18 protein-coding genes are annotated in these 24,993 nt (G+C 66.8%); all 18 read left to right on the forward strand.

From position 1 onward, the window contains the following. The first annotated feature begins 166 nt into the window (after positions 1–166). The 18 genes from OEX18_07620 to dapF all read left to right on the forward strand — a co-directional run bounded on the left by OEX18_07620 (position 167) and on the right by dapF (position 24,993). On the forward strand, positions 167–1,528 hold the full coding sequence (locus OEX18_07620) for a GGDEF domain-containing protein (protein ID MDH4337134.1): 1,362 nt from the start codon (positions 167–169) through the stop codon (positions 1,526–1,528). 50 nt (positions 1,529–1,578) lie between these two features. Beyond that, positions 1,579–3,063 carry a ComEC/Rec2 family competence protein gene (locus tag OEX18_07625; protein MDH4337135.1) on the forward strand — a complete coding sequence of 495 codons (1,485 nt, stop codon included), beginning with the start codon at positions 1,579–1,581 and terminating at the stop codon, positions 3,061–3,063. Positions 3,064–3,121: 58 nt separating this feature from the next. Continuing rightward, a complete protein-coding gene (gene purN, locus OEX18_07630) occupies positions 3,122–3,781 on the forward strand; it encodes a phosphoribosylglycinamide formyltransferase (GenBank protein ID MDH4337136.1) in 660 nt (219 codons plus the stop codon). Positions 3,782–3,788: 7 nt separating this feature from the next. Beyond that, a complete protein-coding gene (locus tag OEX18_07635; GenBank protein ID MDH4337137.1) occupies positions 3,789–4,685 on the forward strand; it encodes a phosphoribosylaminoimidazolesuccinocarboxamide synthase in 897 nt (298 codons plus the stop codon). Then, positions 4,682–6,244, forward strand: a complete 1,563-nt coding sequence (purH, locus tag OEX18_07640) for a bifunctional phosphoribosylaminoimidazolecarboxamide formyltransferase/IMP cyclohydrolase (protein MDH4337138.1) — start codon at positions 4,682–4,684, stop codon at positions 6,242–6,244. The genes OEX18_07635 and purH overlap by 4 nt, the downstream gene beginning before the upstream one ends. Before the next feature lie 9 nt (positions 6,245–6,253). Beyond that, positions 6,254–7,792, forward strand: a complete 1,539-nt coding sequence (guaA, locus tag OEX18_07645; protein MDH4337139.1) for a glutamine-hydrolyzing GMP synthase — start codon at positions 6,254–6,256, stop codon at positions 7,790–7,792. Positions 7,793–7,947: 155 nt separating this feature from the next. Further along, positions 7,948–10,170, forward strand: coding sequence for a transglycosylase SLT domain-containing protein (locus OEX18_07650; GenBank protein ID MDH4337140.1), 2,223 nt, complete (start codon positions 7,948–7,950; stop codon positions 10,168–10,170). Between the two features lie 73 nt (positions 10,171–10,243). Next, positions 10,244–10,870, forward strand: a complete 627-nt coding sequence (locus OEX18_07655; GenBank protein ID MDH4337141.1) for an SEC59/DGK1/VTE5 family protein — start codon at positions 10,244–10,246, stop codon at positions 10,868–10,870. Between the two features lie 3 nt (positions 10,871–10,873). Beyond that, positions 10,874–11,818 carry a tetratricopeptide repeat protein gene (locus OEX18_07660; GenBank protein MDH4337142.1) on the forward strand — a complete coding sequence of 315 codons (945 nt, stop codon included), beginning with the start codon at positions 10,874–10,876 and terminating at the stop codon, positions 11,816–11,818. Between the two features lie 28 nt (positions 11,819–11,846). Continuing rightward, a complete protein-coding gene (locus tag OEX18_07665) occupies positions 11,847–12,608 on the forward strand; it encodes a DnaJ domain-containing protein (GenBank protein MDH4337143.1) in 762 nt (253 codons plus the stop codon). A 78-nt stretch (positions 12,609–12,686) separates the two neighbouring features. Beyond that, on the forward strand, positions 12,687–14,612 hold the full coding sequence (locus OEX18_07670; protein MDH4337144.1) for a PQQ-binding-like beta-propeller repeat protein: 1,926 nt from the start codon (positions 12,687–12,689) through the stop codon (positions 14,610–14,612). 88 nt (positions 14,613–14,700) lie between these two features. Beyond that, on the forward strand, positions 14,701–17,802 hold the full coding sequence (gene secA, locus OEX18_07675) for a preprotein translocase subunit SecA (protein MDH4337145.1): 3,102 nt from the start codon (positions 14,701–14,703) through the stop codon (positions 17,800–17,802). A 134-nt stretch (positions 17,803–17,936) separates the two neighbouring features. Further along, the gene (locus tag OEX18_07680; protein ID MDH4337146.1) at positions 17,937–18,383 is read left to right on the forward strand and encodes a DUF494 domain-containing protein; all 447 of its coding nucleotides are present in this window, start codon (positions 17,937–17,939) and stop codon (positions 18,381–18,383) included. Positions 18,384–18,461: 78 nt separating this feature from the next. Further along, complete coding sequence (gene topA / locus OEX18_07685) at positions 18,462–20,666, forward strand: type I DNA topoisomerase (protein MDH4337147.1); 2,205 nt, start codon at positions 18,462–18,464, stop codon at positions 20,664–20,666. A gap of 22 nt (positions 20,667–20,688) precedes the next feature. Then, positions 20,689–22,005, forward strand: a complete 1,317-nt coding sequence (trmFO, locus tag OEX18_07690) for a methylenetetrahydrofolate--tRNA-(uracil(54)-C(5))-methyltransferase (FADH(2)-oxidizing) TrmFO (GenBank protein MDH4337148.1) — start codon at positions 20,689–20,691, stop codon at positions 22,003–22,005. Positions 22,006–22,127: 122 nt separating this feature from the next. Next, on the forward strand, positions 22,128–23,045 hold the full coding sequence (locus OEX18_07695) for a tyrosine recombinase XerC (protein MDH4337149.1): 918 nt from the start codon (positions 22,128–22,130) through the stop codon (positions 23,043–23,045). Further along, positions 23,042–24,166, forward strand: coding sequence for an Ig-like domain-containing protein (locus OEX18_07700; GenBank protein ID MDH4337150.1), 1,125 nt, complete (start codon positions 23,042–23,044; stop codon positions 24,164–24,166). Before OEX18_07695 ends, OEX18_07700 begins: the two co-directional genes overlap by 4 nt. Next, positions 24,163–24,993: a diaminopimelate epimerase gene (gene dapF, locus OEX18_07705; GenBank protein ID MDH4337151.1), complete on the forward strand. Its 831-nt coding sequence runs from the start codon at positions 24,163–24,165 to the stop codon at positions 24,991–24,993. The genes OEX18_07700 and dapF overlap by 4 nt, the downstream gene beginning before the upstream one ends.

Genomic DNA, 24,993 nt, shown 5'->3' on the forward strand with positions numbered 1-24,993 from the left:
GTTGGGGGCAATATGGATCATGCCAAAAGCAACTTGCAAGCCAAAATCGGGACTCCCCCCCCGACCCCGGGATGTTGGCGTGGGAAAGCCCTGGAAGCCGCCTACCCACATAGTTTACAATAAAAGTGGCCAGAAATCGACCGTCGGCGGCGAAGGTACCGACGCAATGCGCATCTACGATCAGGACTTCCGATACCTTCTCGTCCACCTCGTGCCGCAGCACCGCCTGCCCGCCGACCTCCGGCGGGATGTGAGCGAGGCGCTTCGGACAGGTGAACCAGGGGCCCTCAGGCGCGAATCCATACGCGCCCTGGAGGCCCTGTGCGACGCGTCCTACTTCCGGCGAACCGGCGTTGCCGCCGACAACGGCAACGTGGTGCTCGAGTACCGCAAGAGCGGCGGCCGCTACAACGTGAGTGTGGCTGTGCCGCGGGACGAGTGGGAGGTGTGGTCGGAGGCGGCCCCGCCGCCGGCCACGGAAGCCACCCCGCCCGCCGATACCCCGCCCCGCCGGGAGGACGCCGTGGCACCCGCGCTCACCGACGCCGTCGAGCCGGGGGAAATTCTCCCCGATATCATCCGTTCCTTCGCCATCGCCGACCGCGCCGCCCCGGTGCTGGAAAGGCTGGACATCCTGCTGGCCACGCTGGAGCGCTGGCTGTCGTTCGAGGCCGCGCGCCTCGACGTCATCGACGACGCGCTCCTGCCCGGCGATGCCACCGGGACCCGGGTGCGCGTCGTGAGCGAAAGCGAGCTGCGCTCCACCGAGTCCGTGCGGCATGCCATCGAGACCGGCGCGCGCCGCCTGGTTCCCAAGGCCAATCTCGACACGCCGGGGCCCGAGGGCATGGCGAGCTGGAGCGTGCTCGGTGTGGCGCCCATTTTCGCGCAGGGCCGGGTGGTGGGAGCGCTGCGCTGTTACCTGCGACCGGGTCCGGACCGCGACACCATGGAACGCCGCATCGAGACCGCTGCGTCACTGGTGCGCAACGTGATCGAGTTCAACTACCACTTTGAGAACCTGACCTCGATCGACTCGCTCACCGGCGTGTACAACCGGCAGTTCTTCGATCGCCAGATGCCGGTGGAGATCGAACGCGCGATGCGCTCGGGTGCCTCGCTGTCGATGCTGGTACTGGACATCGACGACTTCAAGCGCGTGAATGACGAGCTCGGGCACAAGAAGGGGGACGAGGCCCTGGTGGCGGTGGCCGAAATCGTGCGGCGCAACCTGCGCAAGGTCGACCTCGCGTTTCGTTACGGCGGCGAAGAGATCGTGATCCTGCTGCCCGGAACACCGGAGTTCGAGGCGGTGCACACGGCGGAACGATTGCGGCGCGTCATTCACCAGTACCGGGGATTCCGCGACCACCGAGGCGGTACGCGTGAGATCACGGTGAGCGTCGGCGTGGCGGTCTATCCGGACACGGCCAAGACCGCGGACGAGTTGTTCGTTCAGGCGGACGAGGCCATGTACCGCGCCAAGCAGCGCGGTAAGAACCAGGTGGTGCTGTACTCGAATCCGTAGGGCAAGGACCGGCCGCGCGGGCGCGGCCGGCGCAAAGCGGGGTGGTGGCGGTGGTGTGGTTCCTGACCGCGGCGATCGTCGCGGGCGTCTATCAACGGCTTTCATTGATTCTGATCGTCACGGGCGTGCTGGTGGCGCGCTCGCTGTGGGTTCGTACGCGTGCGGCCCGGCTGTGGCCGCTGCTGGCGGCGGCCTGCGCGCTGATTGGCTGGAGTGCACTGAGCACCGTGCGCCGCGGCGCCGACGAGGTGGCGCGCGTGGCGGCCGGTCGTGGCGCGGCGCTGGTGGCGCTGGAAGGCCACGTGGCATCGTTTCCGCAGGCGAGCCCCTTCGGCACGTCGTTCCTGTACGAGACCTCTATTGAAGGACGGCGGGTGCGCCTGGTCATGCGCGCGGCGTTCTTTGACGCCAACTACGGCGATGCGTTCGCGTGCCGTGCGCGCCTGGGTGGGGGCGGCAACACCGACTACCTGCTCGCCAGGGGTGCCGCGGGTACCGCGCGTGTGCGCCTGCGCGATACGCGGGAAATACGCCCTGCGTCGCGCGGCCGCCTGCACCAGCGTGCGCTGTGGTCGTGGCATCGGACGGTGCGCACGCGGTTGTCGCGTGCGATGTCCGGCGATGCTGCGCTGGCGCTTGCGCTACTGCTGGGTGAACGTGGGTTCCTGGATCACCGCGTTCGCGACGCGGTGGTCAGGCTGGGGATTGCGCACCTGCTCGCTTTGAGCGGCATGCACCTGACGACGGTGGCGGCACTGGCCCTCGTCGCCGCGCGATCGTTTGCGCGGGGTCGCGATCTGCTGGTGCTCGCGGCGCTTTCGGCATACGTCGGCATGGTGGGTGACGTGGCGTCGCTGACGCGGGCCTACCTCATGGCAGTATTCATCGTTCTGGCGCGCGCGGTGGCGCGGCCCGTGAGTGCGATCGACGCGCTGGGCAGGGCCCTGCTGGTGATGCTGCTGGTGTCTCCGACCGCCATCCTCTCGGTGGGGCTGCAGTTGTCCTTTGCGGCCACGGTCGCCGTGCTGGCCGCGCTGCAACGCTTTCCGCTGCTCCGTGCGGGGATGCGCGGCCGGGGGGAGGGCGGGGGGCGGATCGCGCGACGGGTCGGGTGGGTGCTCCTCGCGGCACTGCTGATCAGCGTAGCCGTTGAAGTGGTGATCGCCCCCCTGCAGTTTCACCACTTCGGCCGCATGAGTGCGGTCGGCCCGCTGGCAACGGCGCTGTTCGTGCTGCCGGTGACGTTTCTCCAGGTTCTGGGCATGGCCGTGGCCGCGCTCGCCGGGGTGCCGCTGATGGGGGACGCACTGGTGGCGTGCCTGGGCGCGTGCTCCCGTGCTGCCACCGAAGCGGTACTGACCGCGGCCGCCGTCGCTCCGCAACCACTCGCCGGCGACGGGCCGGCCGCGCTGCCGTACTACGCGGCGCTGCTGCTCGTGTGGCGGTTTTCGCGGCGGCGATGGGCGTGGGTGGCAGCGGCGACGCTGCTCGTCGTCGCCTTCCGGGGGGTGCTGGCGGGGATGGATTTTTGGTGACAGCCTGGCGTGCCCGGATGCTATAGTCCGGCCTAACTGACGACGCGGAAGGGTGTACGTGACCTCCGTCAAATGCCGAGTGGCCGTGCTGGCCTCCGGACGTGGAAGCAACTTCAGAGCGCTCGCTGAGCGCTGCCAGAACCCGACGTTTCCGGCCGAAGTGGTGTGCCTGGTGACCGACGACGCCACCGCCAATGCGGTGTCGATCGCCGGTGAGTTTGGCATTGCCTGGCACACCGTCGAGCCCGGTGAACGGCGCGGGCGCCTTGCGGACGGCGCAGAAGCTCGCATCGTGCGGCTGTGCCGGGACGCCGGCGTCGGTCTGGTGGTGCTGGCCGGCTTCATGCGCATCCTCGATGGCGAACTGCTGGAGCAATTCGCCGGGCGGATCATCAACATACACCCTTCACTGCTCCCAAGCTTCCGAGGATTGAATGCGCAGCGCCAGGCGCTCGAGCACGGCGTCAAGGTGGCGGGTTGCACAGTTCACTTCGTCGATGCGTCACTCGACGGTGGACCCATCATCCTGCAGACCGCGGTTCCCGTGCACGACGCCGACGACCTCAGCGTGTTGCGCGCACGGATCCTGTCCGAGGAGCACCGCATACTCGTTCGCGCGGTGGAGCTGTTTGCGCTGGGACGCCTCCGGGTGGAGGAGCGGCGCGTGCTCGGCACCGAAGCGACGCCAACGGCGCCCACACGGCGCGAAGAAGGGTGAATCCATGATGCAAGCACTCGTGAGCACCAGCGACCTGGGATTGACGCCGGATCGCACCGGCAAGGTGCGCGATGTATTCGACCTCGGCGACCACCTGTTGATCGTGTCCACCGATCGTATCAGTGCCTACGACGTCATTCTTCCCTCGGCGCTTCCAGGCAAGGGAATCCTCCTCACGCAGATCACCATCGGCTGGTACGAGCACTTCGGCAGGGAGCTGCGCACGCATTTCGTGAGCGCGGACATCGACGAGTATCCCGCGCCCTTCAAGGGGCGGCGCGAACTCGCGGGGCGCAGCATGCTGGTGCGCAAGGCGGATCGCTTCGACGTGGAGTGCGTGGTGCGCGGATACCTGAGCGGATCGGGCTGGAAGGAGTACCGCCGCAACCGCGCGGTGTGCGGCGTGTCTCTGCCCGAAGGGCTCACCGAGTCGGCGGAGCTGCCGCAGCCGATCTTCACGCCCGCCACCAAGGCCGACGATGGCCACGACGAGAACATCCCGTTCGAGGAGATGTGCAACATCGTGGCCCGCGCAGACGCAGAGCAGCTGCGCAGCATGAGTATCGATCTCTACCGGCGCGGCCGTGACTACGCGCGCGCACGCGGCATCATCCTTGCCGACACCAAGTTTGAATTCGGGCGCATCGATGGTGAGATCACGCTCATCGATGAGATGCTGACGCCGGACTCGTCGCGTTTCTGGCCCGCCGACCGTTACGCGCCGGGCGGACCGCAGGAGAGTTTCGACAAACAGTTCGTGCGCGACTACCTCGATGCCAGCGGCTGGGATCACTCGCCGCCCGGCCCGCAACTTCCCGCCGATGTCGTGAACAAGACCATCGCCCGCTACCGCGAGGCACACGACCGGCTCTTCCCGGGCCGCAGCCTGGAGAGATACCTGTGAAAAGGACACCGAAGGCTTCCACGGCGCTGATCAGCGTGACCGACAAAACGGGTCTGCCCGAGATTGCGGCGGCGCTCAACGAAAAGGGCATCCACCTCATCGCCTCCTCGGGCACCAAAGCGTTTCTCGAAGAGAACGGCATTCCGGTGGAGGAGATATCCGCCTACACGGCGAGCCCCGAAATCCTGGGCGGGCGCGTGAAGACGCTGCACCCGAAGATCCACGGCGGCATCCTCGCCGACCGCGACAACCCGGAGCACATGCGCACGCTTGCCGAGCAGGGCACGTATGCGATCGACTACGTCATCGTGAACCTGTATCCGTTCGAGGAGAAGCTGCAGGCGGGTCTAACGCCCGAACAGCTGATCGAGTACATCGACATCGGTGGGATCACACTGCTGCGCGCGGCTGCCAAGAATCACCGCCACGTGACCGTACTCACCAGCCCGGCCCAGTACGCGGCGGTGATCGGGGAGGTCAAGGCGAAGGGAAGCACGTCGCGGGAGACGCGCGCGCACCTCGCGGCGGAGGTATTTGCACTCACCGCCACCTATGACGCCGCCATAGCGCATTCCATGCGCGGCGTGTCTGGCGCTGAAGGGTTCCCGGAGCGCCTGCCCATCGGACTGAGCAAGGTGACCGACGTTCGCTACGGCGAGAATCCGCACCAGCGCGGCGCTCTCTACCGGACGGCGGCGGCGTCGCCTTTTACCGCCATGACCCAGCACCAGGGCAAGGAACTCTCCTTCAACAACTACCTCGACATGATCGGCGCTTTCACACTGGTGCGAGATCTCGGGCCCGACAGTGTCGCCATCATCAAGCACAACAATCCGTGCGGCGCGGCCTGGTGCGGCGACATCATGCGCTCGTGGAAGCGCGCCCTGAAGACCGACACGGTGAGCGCCTTCGGTGGCGTCGTGGCCGTGCACGGGTCCGTGTCCGCCGATCTTGCCACGGAGATGGGGCAGCTGTTCCTTGAGGTGGTCATCGCGAGAAAGATCGAACCGGCGGCGGCCGCGCTGCTCGCCAAGAAGAAGAACCTGCGCGTGGTCACGGTGCCCGACGCGTACTGGGGTGCGCCGACGGGTGGGCGCCTGGCGGTGGTGACCAACGGCGTCGCCCTGGTGCAGGACGAGGACGCCGGCTTCCCCGAGCTGGAGCGCGTGGAAACCGTCACCAGTCGCAAGCCGGGTGACGCCGATATGGTTGCGCTCAAGATGGCGTGGAAGGTGGCCAAGAACGTGAAATCGAACGCCATCGTGATCGCCGACGAAGAGGGAACGGTGGGCATCGGCGCCGGCCAGATGAGCCGGATCGATTCCTCGCACATCGCGGCGCGCAAGGCCCGCGAGGCGGGTCTCGAGGTGAAGGGCGCGGCGGCCGCGTCGGACGCGTTCTTCCCCTTCGCCGACGGCGTGGTGGAACTGGCCCGCGCCGGAATCGGCGCGCTGATCCAGCCCGGCGGCTCCATCCGGGACGAAGAGGTCATCGCCGCCGCCAACGAGGCCGGGCTCGCGATGGTGTTCACGGGGCGGCGTCATTTCCGACACGTATAGCGGGGGACCATGCCGGCAAATGGAATAGTCATACTGGATTACGGATCGCAGTTCACGCAGCTGATTGCCCGCCGCATTCGCGCCAAGGGGGTCTTTTCGGAGATCCTGCCCTGGAACACGGCGCGCGCGCGCGCGATGGAGAATGCACCGCGCGGCGTGATCCTCTCCGGCGGGCCATCCAGCGTTTTCGAGACCGGGGCGCCCGCACTGCCGCCGGATCTGTGGGGCTGGGGCCTGCCGGTTCTGGGCATCTGTTACGGCATGCAACTGGTGGCGCGCGACCTGGGCTTCGGGGTGGAGCGCGCCGGCGCGGCAGAATATGGACACGCGCGCATCCACGCCAATCCCGAACACGTGCTCTTTCGCAAGACGCCGGCGGACCAGTCGGTGTGGATGAGCCACGGCGATAAGGTGACCGGTTCCGGCGATGGTTTCGACGTGCTGGCCCGTTCCGACAACAGCGAGATCGCCGCGTTCCACTACCCGCCGCGCAACGTGTATGCGGTGCAGTTCCATCCGGAGGTGCAGCACACGGCATACGGCGACACGATCATCGAGAATTTTGTGTTCGGGGTGTGCAATTGCGAGGCGAGCTGGTCCACGGGGGCCATCGTGGAGCAGATGATCGGCGATATTCGCGAACGCGTGGGTGATTCGCGCGTAATCTGTGCGGTCAGCGGTGGCGTGGACTCGTCGGTGGTCGCGTGCCTGATCGATCGCGCCATCGGCAAGAATCTGTTCTGTGTATTCGTTGACAACGGCCTGCTGCGGGCCGGGGAACGCGACGGTGTGGTGGAACTGCTGGGCTCGCACCTCACCGCGCCGCTCGAAGTGGTCGACGCGCGCGCGCGCTTTCTAGAGCGCCTGCGCGGTGTCACCGACCCGGAGGAGAAGCGCAAGCGCATCGGAAATCTCTTCATCGAGATCTTCGAGGAGGTCAGCACCGCCCATGGGCCCTTCGATTATCTCGCGCAGGGCACCCTGTACCCGGACCGGATCGAGAGCTTGTCCACCGGCGGCCCGTCGGCCACCATCAAGACCCACCACAACGTGGGCGGGCTTCCCAAGGACCTGCGCTTCAAGCTGGTGGAGCCGCTGGCACTCCTGTTCAAGGACGAGGTGCGCGCGGTCGGCGCCGAACTGGGGCTGCCCGCGAGCCAGTTGCGCCGGCACCCGTTTCCGGGGCCGGGCCTGGCGGTGCGCGTGCTTGGCGAGGTCACCGAGGAGCGTCTGGAGATCCTGCGCCAGGCCGACAGGATCTTCATCGACGCGTTGCACGAGTGGGGCGTCTATGACCGCGTGTGGCAGGCGCTGGCGGTGCTGCTGCCGGTGCGCAGCGTGGGCGTGATGGGTGACGCGCGAACCTACGCGTTTCCGGTGGTCCTGCGCGCGGTGACCAGCACCGACGGCATGACCGCGGACTGGGCCGAACTTCCGGTCGAGTTGTTGCGTGTTGTTTCCAATCGTATCATCAACCAGGTCGAACACATCAACCGCGTCGCCTTCGACATCAGCTCCAAGCCCCCTTCCACCATCGAGTGGGAATAGCTCGCCTTGCCGACCGCGGCAACGCGGCGTATACTTGTTACATGATTCGGCGTTACCCCCTCGCGGTCCTCGTGGCCGCGCTGCTTTTTTCTGGAGTCGCGGACGGGCCCGGAACCCGCGCGGAGCGGTCCGCGTCCCGGTCGGAACGTGCGGTTGTGGCCGCCGGTTCTCCGGCGCGTCTCCTGGAACGCCACGGGGAGCCCGCGCTCGCGTGGGACGTTTTGCGGCGTGGAGGAGGGCCCCGCGACGACGCCGAGAACCGGCTCGCGGTGCGGCTCCTCACCGAGCTCGGCCGCTACGCCGAAGCGGACAGCATTCTCGCCCGGATGCCGCTGGCCGGTGACTTCCTCGTGCGGCTGCAGCGCGCCCGCCTCAATTTCGAGGCGGGGAATCCCGCCGGTGCAATCGCTCTTCTCGACAACGCCGCCACCGCCGAGCCGGCGCTCGGCGCCTACGCAGACTACCTGCGGGTGCGTTGCCACCTCGCGCTGGGCGACGCGGCGGCGGCCGCGGCGTGCCTGGAGGGGATGGACGCGTCCTCGCTGCCGGAGGCGCTGCGCGCGCCGCTTGCGGAGGAGCGCGTCAACGTTTACCGCGAGCTCGGGCGGCCGTGCGATGCGATGGAGAGCGCGGTAGCGGGGGCGAAGCTGGTCGCCGATGGCGACACACGGCGTGAGTTGCTGCTGGCCGCATACCGGATGGCGTGGGAATGCGGGGACGGCGCCGAGGCGGTGCGCGCCGCGCGTGCGTTGTGCAGCAGCGCGGCCCGTTCGCCGGAGGCGGGTGAGGCGGCGGCGGACCTGGTGGCGCGCCCTCACACCGCGAGTCTGTCGTCGGGAACGCTGCTGGCGTGCGCGGACGTGCTTGCGGTGCAGGGCGACGAGAAGGCCCTGCGTCAAACACTTCGTATCCTGGACGGGCGGCGGTTGGGTGCGCACGACGCGGAGTATCAGCGCCTGTTGTGGGCCGAGTACCACTATGCGACCGGTGACTACTCGCGTGCCATCGCGCTGGCGCGGCCTTCGTACTCCGACAGCGGGCTGCGACGCCGGTCGATGCTGGTGATGGCGCGGTCGTTGCGCAAGCTGGGCAAGCCGGGTGAGGCGGCCGCGATGTACGAGACGTTCGTGCGGGCCTATCCCAACGACCCGCTCGCGGCGGAAGCGCTCTATGCCGCGGCTTCCCTCTACCGCCAGGAAGACCGCGCCGCGGACTCGGCGCGGGTGCTGGACCAGGTGCGCCGCGCGTACCCGTCCACGTTCCACGGCTGGGCGGCCGCGATGCGACGGGCGGCGGAATTGGCTCAGGCAGGACAGGGCACCCAGGCGGCCGCCATCTACGAGCAGTGGCTGGCGCGCTCGCGGCGCACCGATGAGGCGGCGCTGTACTATCTGGCGCGAGAACGAGAACGCGCGGGCAGCAGCTCCGGCGCGTTGATCCTGGACGAACTGCGTACCCTGAACCAGTATTCCTTCTACGTCGCCCCGGACGTGCTCCCGTCGGTGCGCGGGCCGTTGCGTGATTCCAGTGGGGGCATCCTGCGCGAGGGCCCCGGGTCGCTCACCGACTGGCTGGCGCGGGTGGAAGACGGTCGCGCCCTGGCCTATGAGCGTGTGCTTGCTGCAGCGTCGTCGCCGCGTTCGCCCGCCGGGGGAGCGGCCGACGCGGCCGTCGAACGCGGCCTCTTCTTTCTCGAATCCGGATTACGCGACTGGGCGGAGCGCGAACTCGACGCGGCCCGCCGGAGCGGGCGCACGTCTGCGCACAACAGTCTCATCCTTGCGCGCATCTACGACGATTACGCGATGCCCTGGCAGAGCGTGCGCCTGTACGAACGCGCGCGGTCGAGCCTTCCCTGGCAGGAACGGCGCTCGCACGGGGATGACTTCCGTCTGCTCACCTACCCGTTGCCGTACCCGGCCCAGGTGCTCGACAACGCGTCGCGCAACGGCGTGCCGGCGCACCTCATCTACGGCATGATCCGCGAGGAGAGCCGCTTCGAAGCGGACGTGGTTTCGCGTGCGGGGGCGGTGGGTCTCATGCAGCTCATGCCGCAGACGGCGCGGCGGGTGGCCACACAACTGGACCTGGCGACGGAGATGGGGGACCGCCTGGACGAGCCCGCGGTCAACGTTTCGCTCGGGGTATGGTACGCGGCGGATCTTCTGCGCGCCGGCGAGGGCAGCGTGGCATGGATGCTGGCCGCGTACAACGCCGGCCCGGGGGCCGCGGGTCGCTGGATCGAACCCGGGACGGCGGGTGCGCCCGCCATCGACGCCGTGGAGTCCATCGACTACAAGGAAACGCGTGGTTATGTGAAGCGGGTGGTCGAATCGGCCAACGTCTATCATTCCCTCTACTTCAGCGGTGCACGCTGATTCATCGCCGCCACCGCCCGCCTCGTTTTTGCCCTGTTCATGACGGTGGACACTCCGCTACCATCGCCCCGGAATGAGCCAGAAGACACCTCCCCCGGGGGATGATACCCCGCCAGCAGCCCAGACACTGACCGCCGAGCTGCAACGTAAGTCCTTTCACCTGGCCATGATCGCGGTCCCGGTGTGGGTGTACCTCATGCCGCCCACCCCGGCTCTCCTTGGCCTCATACTTGCTACTTTCATCACGGTCGCGGTCGATTTGCTGCGTTTGAGTGATCACCGGCTGAGGAGCTTCTTCCTCCGACTGTTTCGGTCGCTCATCCGGCCCCACGAGCAGGAGCACCTGCTCGGGTCCACGCACTACATGATCGCGGCGCTCTTGAGCGTCATCGTCTTCGATCACGAGGTGGCAATTGCGGCGCTCGCATTTCTGGTCCTTGGAGACGCCGCCGCGGCCATCATCGGAAAGCGATTTGGAAAGCCGCTCTACTGGGGCAAGAGCCCGCAGGGAAGTATCGCGTGCTTCGTTGTGTGCCTGGCGGTGGGAATTCCGCTGCTCGGCTCACTCTCGGTGGCGCTGATCGGGGCACTGGCCGCGACACTGGCAGAGGCGCTGCCATCGCCGCTGGACGACAATATGCGGGTGCCGATCTTCAGTGGGATCGTCATGCAGCTGGTGTTGAGACTTTTTCAGGGGTAGGCCATGTTTCTAAAACGACTGTTCGCTTTCATTCCGAAGGACGAGTTCTCGAAGGCGTTGAATATGTTCAACTCCGGCGAGCACCGCAAGGCGTTGGCCAAGTTCGAGGAACTGAGGACGCTGGCGGGCCCGGCGGGCGACGTCGATCGCGGCACGCTGGACCTGTACACCTGCGAGGCCCACGTGGCGTTGTCGCGCGAGTTCCTGGACGCGGAGGATCGGGATGCGGCCACCCGGGAGATGGAAACGGCCGTCAAGATCAAGCCCCAGTTTGCCGACCTGCACTACAAGCTCGGTGTTCTGTACGTGGATGCCGAGCGCCTCGCCGAGGCGGCAGCGTGCTTCCGGACCTCCCTCGGCATCAACAACAAGTTCTTTCGCGCCCGCATCAACCTGTCGTCGGTTCTCCGGCGGGCGGGCGACGCCGACGCCGCCATCCAGGAAGCGCAGGCGGCGCGTCATAGCTGCCCGAATTTCTACCGGGAGGCGCTGGACAGCCTGATTACGGCGTTGCGCACCGGTGACGAGGCGGACGTATCGCGCCTTTACAGCGAGATGATCGATGAACGCCCCAGCTCCGCCCAGATCAGCAAGGAACTGGCGGTGGAGGCCATTCAGAACGGAAACTCCGACGAAGCCATCCGCGAACTCAAGAAGGCGCTGGCGCTCAAGCCGGACTACCCGGATCTGCATAACTACCTGGGCATCGCCTACGGCAACAATGGGATGGTGGATGACGCGGTTCACGAATTCGAGATCGCGCTCAAGATAAACCCGTACTACGCGAAGGCACGGCTGAACCTGGCGTTGCTCTACTACGAGAACAATCGTTTCGACGAAGCGCAGGCGCAGCTTGACCAGGTATTGAGTGTTCAGCCCGAGAACCAGCTCGCGAACAATCTTCTGCGCGAGTTGAAGATGGTTTCGGGCGGAAAGACCGCCGAGTAGGCGCCCCCCAACCAACGCGAGAGTCGCAATGGAACAGAACGTAAAATTCATCGACTACTATGAGGTGCTCGGCGTATGGCCCACGGCCGACACCGAGGCGATCAAGAAGGCGTACTTCAAGCTCGCCAAGCTGCACCATCCCGACGTGGTGGGGGAGCAGAGTGCCGGCGACATTGACTTCAAGTTGATCAACGAGGCCTTCTCCATTCTCAACGATCCGCTCTCGCGCCGCGATTTCGACGAGCGTCTCAAGCGGCGCAAATCGACCACCGGATCGCCCACCGAGCGCCGGGAAGCGGACAAGCGTTCCGCGCAGCTCTCCTACGATCAGGCGCGTGCGGCCATGCGCCAGAATCGCTACGACAAGGCGGCGGTGCTGCTCAAGGCCGCCATCAAGTTCGACGACTCCAATCCGGCCTACTACAGCTGGTACGGTTTCTCGCTTGGCGTTCTGCGCACGCAGCTTCACGAGGCACGCGATGCCTGCAAGAAGGCACTGGAAATAGAGTTCTACAACGCCGACTACCACTCCAATCTCGGCTTCGTCTACATGCAGGCGGGGCTGACCAGCACCGCCATGGAGTGCTTCGACGAGGCCCTGAAGTGGGACCCGGATCATCCGATGGCGATGCGCTACCGCTCCGGCGGCCGAATCGGCGGTCCCAACGGCGAGAACGGCGGCAAGGGCAAGGGCGGGCTGTTCGGATTCCTGCGCCGTGCAACGGACCCACCCGCGAAGAAGAGCCCTGCCGGTGGAAAGCGCTCCAGCTCGGGCCGCCGCCGCTCCTGACCCGGTTTCTTTCGTTGACACCCGCCGAGGCGGGTGCCTACCCTCGCGACGCAGCGCGCTCCGGCGCGCCGCGAAGCCATGATACGACCCACGCTCTTCACACCTGCCTCCGGTGACGCGGCCGCGGGCTACTGCTATGCCGAACGGGCGCGTTTGGGCGGTGGCCTGTTCATGGTGCTGCAGGAACTGCCACCGCGCGCCGGGGCATCGCGGGATGGGTTCCTGCGCGCGGCCTACCGCTCCATCGTGGCGCGCTACCAGTCCGCGCAGCAGCCGGAGACCCCGGCCACGCTGCTGCGCGGCGTGGTGCTGGCACTGGACGACGCGGCTCGCCAGGTGGACACGCGGGTGGACGACTTTCGGGGCCTCGGCATCTACGTTCTGGTGATCGATGGCCGGCATGTCTTTCTGCTGTGCGGGCGCGATCTGCCCGCGCGGGTACGCACCGCCGGTGTGCTGCTTCCGGTGGCGGGGGGCACGGCGGGTGCGGAAGAACTGAGCATCGAAACCGCGCGCTCCCAGCACGATCTGTTTTCGCAATCACTGACCGATTCACTCGCCCTGTTCCGCTTCGACCTTGCGACGGCGCTGCAACCCGGCCTGGAGTTCTTCCTCGGCGGCCTCGCCGATGACGCGGCGGCCGTCATGGATGCGCTGGAGGTCGAGCGCGGCGCCGGGGGAAGGGTGATGCTGGAGCGCTCGTCGGGTGCGCTGCTGCACGTGGTGTGCGGCGTGGCGCCGGGACGCGAGGCGTCTGCGCATGCGGGAGCCGCCGTGGGCGCGCGTGGCGCGGCCATGCACCCGGCCGCGCGCCGGGCCGCACTGGCGCTTTCCGTCGTGGTGGTTCTGGTGGGCGGATACCTCGGGGTGCGTGCGGTGCGCGGCAGGCTTGCCGGCGACGGGACCGCGCGCGAGGCACGTGCCACACAGGAGCGAACGCATCCGCAGAACGTGCGCAACGAGCCGGAACCCGCGCCGGGCGATGCGCAACAGCTAGCCGCAGTCACCCGCGAGGAGACGCAGAGCACGCCGGCCCGCGGATTTGCCGAGGCGTGGCGCCAGACCTACCGCGAGGCCGTGACCTCGTCGCCGGCGGCGGCCGAGGGCGCGGTGGTTTTCGGCGCGCGCGACGGCAACGTCTATGCGCTGGAGCCCGCGACGGGCGCCACGCTGTGGACCCATCACGCCGCGGGTGGCGTGGGGGCGTCTCCCATGGTGACGGGGGACGCGGTGATCGTGTGTGATTACGCGGGCAACGTCTTCCGGCTTGCGCGCGGCGACGGCAAGCCGGTGTGGAAGCGGCAGCTCAAAGAGAAGATCGTAAGCACGCCGGTGGCGACTGCGGAGCGCGTCTTCGTGGGCACCGTGAAGGGCAACGTCTACGCGCTTTCGCGTGATACCGGGCGTGTTCTGTGGAAGTTCCGCACCCGCGGACAGATCCGGGGATCGCTGGCCGCGTCGCGGGGGCTGGTGCTGGTGCCGTCGCACGACGGCCGGCTGTACGCGATCGGCGAGAGCACCGGGGCGCGCGCCTGGGCGGTTTCACTGGGAGGGCCGGTGACGTCCTCGCCGGCCAGCGATGGCGAGCGCGTCTATGTCGGCACCGCCGGGGGAACCGTCGTGGCGCTCGACGTGGCCACAGGCGAGAAGCGCTGGTCCTATTCCACCGGTGCCGCGGTCAACGCATGGCTGCGGGTGGTGTCGGGGCGGGTATATGCGGGCAGCGGCGACCGTTCCCTCTATTGTATAGCGGCCGACGAAGGCGCGCTGGTCTGGAAGTACGCCACCTCGGGCGCGATCCTCTCGCGCCCCGGTGTCACCGACGACCAGGTGGTGGTGACGTCGTACGACGGGGCGATCTACTGCCTCGACGCCGGGACCGGCCGGCTGGAGGGCCGTTTCGACACCGACGAGGCGATCTTCTCATCGCCACTGGTGTTGGGTGGCCGGGTCTACTTCGGCAACAACGCGGGCCGCTTCTACGGGCTCGACCTGCCGCGCTAGTGCACGGCGCCCACCGCCGGGCACCTTGCGCTCCGCCCCCCCCATTTGCTACCTTGCATGGACTTCAAGCGAAAGGCCCATTGATCCCATGAAGCTGATCGAGAAACTGTTCAAGCCCAAGGCAACGCGCGACTTCAAGCGTCAGCAGCCCATTCTGGACGAGGTCAACCGCCGCGCGGAAGAGTACGCCGCGTTCACGCCGGAGCAGTTTCGCGCCAAGACGGACGAGTTCCGCGGGCGCATCGCCGCGGGGGAGACCACCGACGACCTCCTGCCGGAGGCCTTTGGTCTGGTGAAGGCGGCCTGCCGGGCCCTCATGGGTACCACCGCGGACGTGGTGGGAATTCCCACCACGTGGGAGATGGTGCCCTACGACGTGCAGATTGTCGGTGGCATCGTGCTCCACCAGGGCAAGATCGCGGAGATGGCCACCGGTGAGGGCAAGACGCTGGTGGCGACGTTTCCGCTGTACCTGAATTCGCTCACCGGCAAGGGTGTCCACCTCATTACCGTCAACGACTACCTCGCCCGCCGCGACTCCGAGTGGATGGGACGGGTGTTCGAGCATCTCGGCGTTTCGGTGGGCTGCGTGCAGGGCGACGTTCCCAACGATGAACGCAAGGCGTCCTACGCGAAGGACATCACCTACGGCACCAACAACGAGTTCGGTTTCGATTACCTGCGCGACAACATGAAGACACGCGCGGAAGATCGCGTACAGCGCGGCCACCACTACGCCATCGTGGACGAGGTGGACAGCGTCCTCATCGACGAAGCGCGCACGCCGCTCATCATCTCGGGGCCGGTGTCCCACAGCAAGTCGTCAGACCTGTTCGCCAAGCTCAAGCCCAAGGTGGAGCGGGTGGTGTCGCTGCAGGCGCGGCTCGCCAACGACCTGGTGTCGTTTGCCGAGAAGCACAAGGACGACGAGGACAAGGAAGAAGAGGTCGCGCGTGCGCTGCTCAAGGTGAAACGCGGCGCGCCCCGGAACACGCGTTTCATGAAGCTGGTGGGTGAGACCGGCATCGAGAAGATGATCCAGCGCATGGAAGTGGTGCTCATGCGCGACAAGGTGCTCACCGACCTGGACGAGGAGCTCTACTACGCCGTCGATGAGAAGGGGAGTTCGCTGAACCTGACCGACAAGGGGCGCGACGCGCTCTCGCCCGAGGATCGCGAGCAGTTCGTGCTGCCCGACCTGAGCGAGGAGATTGCATCCATCGACGAGGACGAGTCGCTCACACCCGCCGAACGGGTGCAGAAGAAGGATGAAGCCCACCGGCACTACGGCGAGCGTTCGGAGTCCATCCACAATTTCAGCCAGCTGCTGCGCGCGTACACGCTGTTCCAGAAGGACGTCGAGTACGTGGTGCAGGAAGGCCGCGTGATCATCGTCGACGAATTCACCGGCCGCCTCATGCCCGGGCGCCGCTTCTCGGAGGGCCTGCACCAGGCGCTGGAGGCCAAGGAGGGCGTGCGCATCGAGGGCGAGACACAGACCCTCGCCACCATCACCCTGCAGAACTACTTCCGCATGTACGAGAAGCTGGCCGGCATGACGGGCACCGCGGAAACCGAGGCCGAGGAACTGCACAAGATCTACAAGCTCGACGTGCAGGTGGTGCCGACCAACGAGCCGGTGCGCAGGGTCGACTACGAGGATCTCATCTACAAGACGCGGCGCGAGAAGTACAACGCTATCGTGGATGAGATCGTCCGCCTCCACGAGCAGAAGCTCCCGGTGCTGGTGGGCACCATCAGCGTGGAGGTGTCGGAGACGCTGTCACGCTTCCTCAAGCGTCGCGGCATCGCGCACAATGTCCTGAACGCGAAATACCACCAGCAGGAAGCGGAGATTGTCTCCAAGGCGGGCCGGGCGGGTGCGGTGACCATCGCCACCAACATGGCGGGCCGCGGCACGGACATCAAGCTGGAAGCGTCGGTGATGAAGTGCGACGAGTGCGGCATCGGCACCGGCAAGAAGGACTGGAAGACCAAGGACGGCGGCACGGTGGACACCAACGCCTGCGCGGCGGACGTCCCCTGCGGCCTGCACATCATCGGCACCGAGCGGCATGAGTCCCGCCGGATCGACCGGCAGCTGCGCGGACGCGCTGGACGCCAGGGCGACCCCGGCGCGTCGGTATTCTACATCTCCCTCGAGGACGACCTCATGCGCTTGTTCCGGCCGGAGCGCATCGCCGGCGTGATGGATCGCCTGGGCCTGCAGGAGGGCGAGGTGATAACCCACTCGCTGGTCACCAAGAGCATCGCCCGCTCACAGAAGCGGGTGGAGGGCTACAACTTCGAGATCCGCAAGCGTCTCATCGATTATGACGACGTGATGAACAAGCAGCGCGAGGTGATCTATGGTCGCCGCAACGAGGTGATCGACGCGCCCGATCTGCGCCCGATCATCGAAACCATCGTAGACGACTTCGTGGAAAGCGCCATGGCCACCACCATCAACGCCAGCGAGTTGCCGGAGAACCAGCGCCGGGGCGACTTCCTCGCCCAGATGGAGAGCATTTTCCTGCACCCCTTCCCGGCGGAGGAGGCGGAGGGATCGCTCGACGACCTGCGCGAAGCGGTGGGCGCGAAGGCGCGCGAGGCGCTGCGCGCGCGCGAGGACTTCCTGTCGCGCCAGTTGAACAATCCGGAGCTGGTCCGGGAGTTCGAGAAGTTCGTGCTCCTGCAGGTCATGGATGAGAAGTGGATGGATCACCTGCACGAGCTGGATTCGCTCAAGGAGGGAATCCACTACCGGGCCTACGCGCAGAAGGACCCGCTGGTCGAGTACAAGCGCGAGGCCTTCGGGCTGTTCGCGGACCTCAACGAGCGCATCGATCGCGATGCGCTCCACGCCATCTTCCACGCCCGCATCGCCGCCGCGCCGCGACAGGTGGCCGACCTCAGCCGCGCGCGAGCCGTCCACCAGGAGGCCGCCCCCATCGGGGCCGCGCAACCGGCGCCGGCTGCATCGGTCTCCGGCGGTCCCGCACCCATCTCCGGACCGGTTCCGGGGCCCCTCGGGGGACCCATGGGTGCCACGGAAGCCACCAGCCGGGTGCTCCAGGATCGACCGACCGGAAAACCGGTGGTCCGCGGAGAGGAGAAGGTGGGGCGCAACGACCCGTGCCCCTGCGGGAGCGGGAAGAAGTATAAAAAGTGCCATGGGGCAAGCACTTAGACGATTCGCCTTACCTTCTTTCCAGCCATCTATCCACAATTGGTGTTGCCGCCCGGCAGGGGCTGGTATATGTTTCGGGCCCGTTTGGCGGCGAGCACGGGACTTGCTGAAGGCGGTTCCCGGAGGGAAAACCGATGTGGACACGGCTCATGGACCTTGTGGTGCTCGTGGCGGAGATCAGCCGGAGCGCCGACCGCAGCAGCGTCGAGCTCGACAAGGAGTTGTTGAGCCGGGGCTACTCAACAGATGAGATCGAGCATGCGGTTTTCTGGTTCTCGTCGCGGCCCGGCCAGGGCGGCGTGGAGCGCCTGCGTACCGGGTCGTTCCGCGTGCTGAGCGATTTCGAGCGCATGAGCTTGAGCACCGGCGCCTTCGATTATATGTTCCGCCTGCTCAACCTCGGGATCATCGACGGGCGGCAGTTCGAGACCATCGTGGCCCGTGCCATCCCGGTGGGGACGGAGAAGGTCGAGGTGGAGGACGTGAAGGAGATCGCCTGCGCGGTCATTTTCGACCGTGACGCGGGTGACGCCGACGAAGACGTGTTTGACCATTTCGATGCCGGCGGGGCCCCGGTTTGACGGGGCGGGACCGCCGACAGAATCTTTTTTGACAACGCAAGACTCCCATCTTGCGATTCGTGTTTTTGGGAACAACATATGCCGAACAACGCACTGGTAATCGTCGAGTCGCCCGCCAAGGCGAACACCATCAAGAAGTTCCTCGGTAAGGGCTACAAAGTGGTGGCCTCGGTGGGACACGTGATGGACCTGCCCACCAACCGGCTCGGGGTGGACCTCGACGACGGATTCGCGCCCGAGTATGTGGTTTCACGGGGCAAGAAGAAGGTCCTCGACCAGATCAAGAAGGACGCCAAGACGGCCGACCTTGTCTACCTGGCGCTCGACCTTGATCGCGAGGGCGAGGCCATCGCGTGGCACATCCGCGAGTACATCGCTCCGGTGCAGAAGAACGTCAAACGCATCATCTTCAACGAGATCACCAAGGCGGCCATCCAGGGGGCCATCAAAAACCCCATGGAAGTGGACATGCAGAAGGTGGATGCGCAGCAGGCGCGGCGCATCCTGGACCGCCTGGTGGGCTACAAGATCAGCCCGGTGCTGTGGCAGATCTTCTACTACGGACTCTCGGCGGGGCGCGTGCAGACGGTGGGGCTGCGGCTGGTGTGTGAACGCGAGAATGAGATCGAGGCGTTCGTTGCGGTGGAGTACTGGACCGTCGAGGGCCTGCTCGGCGCGGCCAACGGCGAACTGCCGGTCAAGCTCATCGAGAAGAAGGGCAAGAAGGTCGACCTGAAGACGAAGGAAGAGACCGACGCGGTGGTGGCCGACCTGCGCAAGGCGTCGTACCAGGTGACCTCCGTGGAACGCAAGGAGCGCAAGCGCAACCCCCAGCCGCCGTACATCACCAGTACCATGCAGCGCGACGCCGCACGCCGCCTGCGCTTTTCCGCCAAGAAGATCATGATGCTGGCGCAGCAACTCTACGAGGGTGTCGACGTCGGCAACGGCGACCGCGTGGGTCTCATTACCTACATGCGTACCGATTCGGTGCGTGTGTCGGATCAGGCGCTGGGTACGGCGCGGGATTACATCGCGAGCACCTTCGGCTCTGAGTATCACCCGGACAAGCCACGCGTGCACAAGACCAGCACCAAGGCCCAGGACGCGCACGAAGCCATTCGCCCCTCGGACGTGACGCGCACCCCCGAGTCGCTCAAGGGGACCATGGCCAAGGATCTGCACGCGCTCTACGAGCTGATCTGGCGGCGCTTCGTGGCCTCGCAGATGGAGAGCGCGCGCTACGACACCACCGAAGTGATGGTGAAGGCCGGCGACTACACCCTCAAGGCCAACGGGCGCGTGATGACGTTCCCCGGTTTCCTCTCCGTCTACGAGGAGCAGTTGCAGGAAGAGGGGGGCGAACTGCCCGCGGTGAGCGAGGGCGAGAAGCTGGAACTGAAGAACATCGACGGCACCCAGCACTTCACCGAGCCGCCGCCGCGCTACACCGAGGCCACGCTCATCAAGGATCTCGAGGACAAGGGTATCGGCCGGCCCAGCACCTACGCGAACATCGTGTCCATCATCCAGGACCGCGAGTACGTGGAGAAGCAGGAGGGGCGACTCAGTCCCACCACCCTGGGCCGCCAGGTGTGGAAGACGCTGGAACGCTTCTTCCCGGAGGTGTTCGACACCTCGTTCACCGCGCAGATGGAGCAGGAGCTCGACCGGGTGGAAGGCGGGGAGTTCGCATGGCAGGCGGTGGTGAAGGATTTCTACGGACCCTTCAAGGAATCGCTCGACCATATCGACGAGAAGAAGGCGCTCCTGAAGAGCGACCTGCAGGAGGAGACCGACGTAAAGTGCGAGAAGTGCGGCCGCAACCTCATCAAGAAGTGGGGCCGCAACGGTCAGTTCCTCGCCTGTCCCGCGTACCCGGAGTGCAAGTTTTCGCGCCCGCTCACCGAGCAGATGCCGAGCGTGCACATCGAGGGCAAGTGTCCCAAGTGCGGTTCGGACCTGGTGGCGAAGACCGGGCGCTACGGCCGCTTCGCCGCCTGCTCGCGCTACCCGGAGTGCAAGCACACCGAGGCGTTCCCCATCGGGATGAACTGCCCGCGCGAGGGCTGCAAGGGCAAGGTGGTCGAGAAGGTCACCAAGCGCATGAAGGTATTCTACGGGTGCAGCGCGTACCCGGAATGCGATTGGGCCAGCTGGGACAAGCCGGCCGAGGAAGAGTGCCCGTCGTGCGGAAACCCCTACCTGGTGCACAAGTCGTCCAAGTCCCGCGGCGAGTTCCTCCGCTGCCCCAAGTGCAAGGAAGAGTTCGCGGGCGAGTAGCCGGAGCCCGCGTGCGCCGTCCATGAAGGAAGTGACCATCGTCGGCGGCGGGCTGGCGGGTTGCGAGGCCGCCTGGCAACTGGCCGATCGCGGTGTTCCGGTACGCCTGTTCGAGATGCGCCCGCAGACCCCGACCGGCGCCCACAAGACGGATCGCCTGGCCGAGATCGTCTGCTCGAACTCCTTCAAGTCCACCCTCATCGACACCGCCTCCGGTCTGCTCAAGGCGGAGATGGACATCCTCGGATGCAGGCTGCTGGGTGTCGCGCGCGAGAGCGCGGTGCCGGCGGGGCACGCGCTGGGTATCGACCGCGATCTGTTTGCCGCCGGCGTTACCCGGGCCATCGAAGATCACCCCGGCATCCGCGTGGAACGTTCCCGCGTGGACACGCTGGAATTGCCGCGCCCGGCCATCATCGCCACCGGTCCTCTGACCGGTGAAGCCCTGTCCGGCGCGCTGCAGACCCACTGCACGAGCGAGCATCTCTATTTCTACGACGCCATCGCACCGTCGCTGGATGGCGACAGCATCGACCCAGGCGCGGGGTACTGGGCCAGCCGCTACGGGAAGGGCGAGGCCGACTATCTCAACATCCCCTTCGACCGCGAGCAGTACACGCGTCTTGTGGAGTTCATCCGCGGCGCCGAGTACGCCCAGTCGCATGAGTTCGAGGAAGAGAAGTACTTCGAGGCCTGCCTGCCCATCGAAGTGCTGGTGCGGCGCGGCGACGATACGCTCCGCTTCGGACCCATGAAGCCGCGCGGACTGCCCGATCCGCGCACGGGACGCGATCCCTGCGCGGTGCTGCAACTGCGCCGCGAGAGCCGCGCGGGAAGCCTGCTCGGGATGGTGGGCTTCCAGACGCGAATGACCTGGGCGAGCCAGAAAGAGATGATCCGTATGATGCCCGGCTTTGCGGATGTGTCCGTGCTGCGTTTCGGGACCATTCACCGCAACATATTTCTGAACATCCCCCGGCTGTGCCAGCCGTACCTTCGCGACCGGCGCCTCGGCGATGTCTACTACGCGGGGCAGATCTGCGGTGTGGAGGGGTACGTGGAGTCCATCGCGAGCGCAATCGTGGTGGCGCTGTCCATCGTGGCCGGGCAGCACGGGCGGCGCATGCCGCCGTTGCCGCCGGAGACGATGCTGGCCTCGCTGATGTCCTACGTGCACACGCCCACCAGTCAGTTCCAGCCCATGAACGCCAACTTCGGCATCGTTCCGCCGCTCGCAGTGCGGCCGCGGAGCCGCACGGCGCGCAACGAGGCGGTGGCGCAGCGGGCGCTGGCCTCGCTACGGGACTATCGCGCGGGGCACGCCTGGCTCTTCGCGTGACGCCGGGGCCGGTGCCCGGCGGCGGCAGCAGCGGGGAGACCTTGGAGATTTCGCTTATCCGCTTCTAAGTTGTTTGGCTATATTGGAGTCCGGTCGGCCCCGCGGGGTGCGGCCGGAACACCATGCTGCTCGCCGCCGCCATCGAACGCTTCCGTGTCCACCTGGAGCACGAGCGTGGGCTCTCCCCGCGCACGGTGGAGGCGTACGCCAGCGATCTGGCCCGCATGGCGGCGTTTCTCAGCCGGCGGGCCGGAAGCAGCGGGACGGTGGACGCAATCACCACCGCGGACCTGCGCGCCTTTCTGGCGGGAGAAGTGGGACGCGGCATGGCGAGCCGCTCCATGATGCGGCGGGTGGCGGCCATCCGCGCGTTGTTCCGGTATCTGCACGAGCGCGATGAGATCACGAACGATCCCACCCTGCACCTGGCGCAGCGTGCCGCGCGGCGTTCGGTCCCCACCATCGTCAGCGAAGAACGGCTGCGCGACATGATGGATCTGCCCGACGTGTCGTCACCGGCCGGCCTGCGGGACCGTGCCGTGCTCGAGTTTCTCTACGGGACGGGCGTGCGCCTGCGCGAACTGGTCACGCTGGACGTGGGGGACTTTCTGCCGCTGGGGGAGCGGGTGATTGTGAAGGGAAAGGGTGCAAAGTCCCGCGTGGTCCCGTTCGTGGGGCGGGCGCGCGAGGCGCTGCTGGCGTACTGGTGCGACCGGTTTGCGCTGACCGCAGCGACCGACTGGAAGCTGCGGGCGGTTTCCCGCCAGCCCGCCTTCGCGGGGCGCGGCGGGGCGCGTGTGAGTCCGCGGACCGTACAGCGCATCGTCGCGCGCCACCTCCGCCTGGTGGCATCGGTCGCCAAGGCGTCGCCGCACGCGCTGCGCCACGCCTTCGCCACCCACATGCTCGACCACGGCGCCGACCTGCGCAGCGTGCAGGAACTGCTGGGTCACGCGAGTCTCTCCACCACGCAGATCTACACCCACGTTTCCGTTGAGCACCTCAAGCGCGTCCATCGCAAGGCGCACCCCCGCGCATGACCGGCCGCGAGTCCAGAAGCAATCTCCCGGCTCCGCCGCGCCGCAGGGCGTGGCGCGCGGGCGTGTTTGCGGCCGCGATGATCGCCGGCGCGCTGGCCTGTGCGGTGCAGGTACCACCCTCGGGAGGGCCCGAGGACACCAACCCGCCCCGTGTGGCGGGGACGGTCCCCGCGAGAGATTCGACCGGCGTGGCGGTGAACAGCCCCATCGCCATCACCTTCAGCGACGACATGACCCGCGCGCGCGTGGAACGCTCCGTGCTCGTGCAGCCGCCCGTCAGCTTCGAGCGGGTACGCTGGGACGGCCGCACACTCATCATCCAGACCGGCGATATGCAGCGCGACACCACCTACGTGGTGCGTGTGAAACCCGGGTACCGCGATAATCACAACGTGCCCGCCAAGGCGCAATTCGAGTTTGCCTTCGCGACCGGGGCCTCGCTGGACACGGCACGCGTGGAGGGCGTTGTGTACTTCAAGCACGAGCCCTCCGGACGCGCGCTGGTGCGTTGCTTCCGGCTGCCGCGGGAAGAAGACTTCGACCCGGTGGCGGCGCGCCCCGACCGCGAGTCGCCTACTGCCAAGGACGGCACCTATCGGCTTCGCTACCTGCCGGACAACGACGCGCGCTTCCTGGTGCTCGCGTTCATCGACGTCAACGGCAATGGCGCGCTCGATCCGCCCGGCGAACCGATGGTGGTATACCCCGACACCGTGTTTCTCACCGCTGCGGTACCGGTGGTGCAGGGGCTTGATCTGACCATCATAGACCCCAACGAGCCCGCGCAGGTGAGCGGACTGGTGAGCAACGAAACCGGAATCGACAGCGTGCTGGCGTCGGTGGTGCTGGAGCCGGTGGCGGACAGCACCCTGGCGCGCGTGTACACGTTGTGCAACGAGGCGGGCGCGTTTGAATTCAGCCGTGTGCGGGCGGGGGAGTACCTCCTGCGCGCGTTTTTGGACCTGCGGGCGGACAGCCTGTGCGGGGCCTACGATTGTCCCGACAGCGCGTTGACGGCCTGCATGGAACCCTGCAGCGAGGCGCCGGACACGTTGCGCCTGGAGCCGGGGGCGACGGTGAAGGTGCCACCGCTGGCGCTGCGCAGAAAGGAGTCTCCATGAAACTCGGATTCATGAAGATGAACGGATCCGGAAACGACTTTGTAATCATCGATAACAGCAAGCGCGAGGTTGCGCTGGACGGCAGCCAGATTGCACGCTTGTGCGACCGTCGTGTTGGTATCGGCGCGGACGGATTCATCATGATCGAGCCCGAGGAGGGGTTCGACTTCTTCATGCGCTTCCACAACTCCGACGGCAGCCCGGCGGAGATGTGCGGCAACGGTGCCTGCTGTGCCGCCCACTTCGCGGCCGCCATCGGCCGTGGCCAACCCGCGCCTGAGGGGGGCATGCTGGTGCGATTCCTCACCGGTTCGGGAGCGGCGCGCGCGCGCGTACAGGGCGACCGCGTGACCATCGAGCTGATGGACGCCGAGGGAATGCGCCTGTCGGTCCCGGTGCAGGTTGCGCCGCCGGAATGCGAGGTGCATTTTATGACGGTGGGCACCCGCCACGTACTGGTGCCCGTGCCCGACGCGGGCGCCATGCCCTCCGAGGACGTGGTGCGCTGGGGACGCGCGTTGCGCAACGACCCCGCGTTCGCCCCCCAGGGCGCCAACGTGAATTTCATGTCGGTGGGCCGGGATGGACGAATCGTGCTGCGCACCTATGAAAAGGGCGTGGAGGCCGAGACTCTCGCCTGTGGAACCGGGTCGATTGCCGCTGCCGTGTGGTACGGGCACCTGGGGCTGATGCGCAGCCCGGTGCGGATACTGCAGCGCAGCGGCGACGAACTGCGCGCGTCGTTCGAATTGACGCGGCACGGCGCGTGCAACGTCGTCCTGGACGCCCCGGTCGCGGTCAACTTTGTGGGAATCACGGACGTCTGA

The organism is Candidatus Krumholzibacteriia bacterium (assembly GCA_029865265.1).
In the GTDB taxonomy this organism is placed as follows: Bacteria; Krumholzibacteriota; Krumholzibacteriia; order WVZY01; family JAKEHA01; genus JAKEHA01.